At 44.8% G+C, this 3,414-nt stretch carries 3 protein-coding genes and 1 pseudogene; all 4 read left to right on the plus strand.

Annotation, left to right across the window (positions count from 1 at the left end):
* On the plus strand, positions 1-585 hold a 585-nt coding region (locus tag CL42_RS15680), incomplete at its 5' end, for a 3-oxoacid CoA-transferase subunit A (protein ID WP_035270774.1).
* A 20-nt stretch (positions 586-605) separates the two neighbouring features.
* Positions 606-1,258 (plus strand): annotated as a pseudogene (locus CL42_RS15685) (3-oxoacid CoA-transferase subunit B).
* 23 nt (positions 1,259-1,281) lie between these two features.
* The gene (pcaF, locus tag CL42_RS15690; protein WP_035270775.1) at positions 1,282-2,487 is read left to right on the plus strand and encodes a 3-oxoadipyl-CoA thiolase; all 1,206 of its coding nucleotides are present in this window, start codon (positions 1,282-1,284) and stop codon (positions 2,485-2,487) included.
* 48 nt (positions 2,488-2,535) lie between these two features.
* A complete protein-coding gene (pcaD, locus tag CL42_RS15695; protein ID WP_035270776.1) occupies positions 2,536-3,315 on the plus strand; it encodes a 3-oxoadipate enol-lactonase in 780 nt (259 codons plus the stop codon).
* Positions 3,316-3,414 lie beyond the last annotated feature (99 nt).

Consider the following 3,414-nt stretch of genomic DNA (forward strand, 5'->3'; position numbering starts at 1 on the left):
GCAGGTCAGCCTGCTGAACTCATCGATGGCTTAATTGAACTCGGTATTAAAGACTTAGTGATCGTCAACAACAACGCAGGTAATGGTGATTACGGCTTGGCTAAACTGTTACAAGCAGGCGCTGTGCGTAAAATCATCTGTTCCTTTCCTCGTCAGTCTGACTCTTATGTCTTCGATGAACTCTACCGTGCAGGCAAAATCGAGTTAGAACTTGTACCGCAAGGCAACTTGGCTTGCCGTATTCAAGCGGCGGGTATGGGCTTAGGTCCAATCTACACACCAACAGGTTTTGGTACTTTGCTCGCTGAAGGCAAACCGACCATGAACTATGAAGGTAAGGACTACGTTTTAGAAAATCCAATCAAAGCTGACTTTGCGTTAATTAAAGCGCATAAGGGCGATCGCTGGGGGAACTTGGTGTACCGTAAATCTGCACGTAACTTTGGTCCAATTATGGCCATGGCAGCAGATATCACCATCGCACAAGTATCAGAAGTCGTGGAACTCGGTGCCTTAGATCCTGAACACATCATCACCCCTGGGATCTTTGTACAACACGTTGTACAAGTTCAACCTGCACAGTAATTTGAGATTGGAGAAATAAAATGAGTTATCAAAAATTAACCCGTGATCAAATTGCTGAACGTGTTGCACAAGATATTCCTGATGGTGCTTATGTCAACCTTGGGATTGGTTTACCGACCAAGATCTCGAGCTATTTACCTGCTGACAAAGATGTCTTTTTACATTCTGAAAATGGTTTATTGGCCTTTGGTCCACCCCCTGCAGAAGAAGACCGTGACCCTGAGTTAATTAACGCGGGTAAAGAGTTTGTGACTTTATTAGAAGGCGGAGCTTTCTTCCATCATGGTGACTCATTTGCCATGATGCGTGGTGGTCACTTAGACATCGCTGTACTCGGTGCTTTCCAAGTCGCTGAAAATGGTGACTTGGCAAACTGGCATACCGGTGCACCTGATGCCATCCTGCTGTGGGTGGTGCGATGGACTTAGCTGTGGGTGCGAAGAAAGTCTTTATTACCACTGATCATGTCACTAAAAAAGGCGAACCTAAAATCGTTGCTGAGCTGACTTATCCTGCGACAGGTTTGAAATGTGTGGACCGCATTTATACGGACCTTTGTGTGATTGATGTGACGGCAGATGGCATGAAAGTCATTGAGAAAGTTGAAGGCTTATCTTTTGAAGAGCTTCAATCGATGACGGGTGCCAAACTCATTGATGCCACTCAGGCTTAAGACTGGTTTTAGGATCTTACACTATGAAAAACGCATATATCATTGATGCCATCCGTACGCCTTTTGGTCGTTATGCCGGTGGTTTAGCACCTGTCCGTGCGGATGACTTAGGTGCAGTGCCATTAAAAGCGTTAATGGAACGTAATCCTTCTGTGGATTGGAATGTCGTCGATGACGTTTTATTTGGTTGTGCCAACCAAGCCGGTGAAGATAACCGTAACGTCGGTCGTATGTCGGCGCTTTTAGCAGGTATTCCTTATACAGTACCTGCAACCACAGTAAATCGTTTATGTGGTTCATCACTCGATACCGTAGCAATGGCCGCGCGTGCCATTAAAGCAGGTGAAGCTGACGTGATTGTGGCAGGTGGTGTTGAATCTATGTCACGTGCCCCATTTGTGATGGGTAAATCTGAGAGTGCATTTGGTCGTAGTCAAAAGATTGAAGACACCACCATGGGCTGGCGTTTTATCAACCCGAAGCTTAAAGAAATGTATGGTGTTGAAACCATGCCGCAAACGGCTGAAAACGTGGCTGAACAGTTCAATATTAGTCGTGCTGATCAAGACCAATTTGCTTTAACCAGCCAACTACGTACGGCTGCAGCGCAAGCACGTGGTTTCTTTGATCAAGAAATCGTGCCTGTGACTATTCCACAGCGTAAAGGTGATGCGGTTGTGGTGGCAAAAGATGAACATCCTCGTGCATCAACCACTTTAGAAGCGTTAACTAAGTTAAAACCTGTTGTAAAAGCAGACGGTACAGTAACCGCAGGTAATGCATCAGGCATTAACGATGGTGCTGCTGCAATTTTGATTGCGTCTGATGCAGCTGTTGAAAAATATGGTTTAAAACCTCGTGCCAAAGTAATTGGTGCAACCACTGTTGGGGTTGAACCTCGCATTATGGGCTTTGGTCCTGCACCTGCGATTAAAAAACTGTTAGCACAAACAGGTTTAACACTAGAGCAAATGGATGTGATTGAGCTGAACGAAGCATTTGCAGCACAAGCATTGGCATGTACACGTGACCTAGGTTTAGCCGACGATGATGCACGTGTAAACCCAAATGGTGGTGCAATTGCATTAGGTCATCCATTGGGTGCATCAGGTGCGCGTTTGGTGACGACTGCACTGAATCAACTTGAAGCAACTGGTGGCAAATATGCATTGTGCTCTATGTGTATTGGTGTGGGTCAAGGTATCGCTTTAATTATTGAACGTGTTTAACTATTAAAAACCCCCTCCCTTTTCTAAAGGGAGGTCGGGAGGGATTCTATGCCTACTTTTTCTTCAAATGATGTGCAAATCAATTATCAAACTTTTGGTGATTCAAGCAAACCTGCTCTTGTTTTCTCTAACTCTTTAGGGACAAATTTCAGCATGTGGCAATCACAAATTGAGTTTTTTAAAAGCTCTCATTATGTGATTTGTTATGACACGCGTGGTCATGGTGCATCGGATGCGCCTCAAGGTCCATATACCATTGATCAACTTGGTCAAGATGTGGTGAATTTGCTCGACCATTTAAATGTTGAAAAAGCTGCATTCTGTGGTATTTCGATGGGTGGTTTGACAGGTCAATGGTTAGCGATCAATCATCCTCAACGCTTTAGTCATGTGATTGTGTGTAATACAGCCGCTAAAATTGGCAATGAAAATGCTTGGAATGATCGTGCCGTATTGGTTCGTGAACAAGGTTTAGCACCGATTGCATCAACGGCTGCAGGTCGTTGGTTTACAGATCCCTTTATCCAAAGCAACCCAGCAGTGATTGAAAAACTTTCAAACGACTTAGGAGCTGGCAGCCCTGAAGGTTATGCAAGCTGCTGTGAAGCTTTGGCTAAGGCGGATGTGCGTGAACAACTCAAAAAGATTTCGATTCCTGTATTGATTATTGCAGGTCAACAAGACCCTGTGACCACTGTGGCAGATGGTCAGTTTATGCAAGCAGCGATTGCGGGTAGTCAACTTGTTGAGATTAATGCTTCGCACATTTCGAATGTTGAACAACCACAGGCGTTTAACCGAGCTGTGGCTGAATTTATTCAGGCTTAAGTTCGGAACAACTCAAACCTGAACTCAGGAAACATCACCTGTCACGGGTGACTCATCTTGACGCTTTGCCAGATTGCTCCACCAGTCTGGCTTTTTTTT

Source organism: Acinetobacter sp. Ver3 (assembly GCF_000632455.1).
GTDB lineage: Bacteria > Pseudomonadota > Gammaproteobacteria > Pseudomonadales > Moraxellaceae > Acinetobacter.

Coding starts and splice junctions, on each gene's coding strand:
- pcaF (WP_035270775.1), top strand. CDS start 1,282: ATGAAAAACGCATATATCATTGATGCCATCCGTACGCCTTTTGGTCGT.
- pcaD (WP_035270776.1), top strand. CDS start 2,536: ATGCCTACTTTTTCTTCAAATGATGTGCAAATCAATTATCAAACTTTT.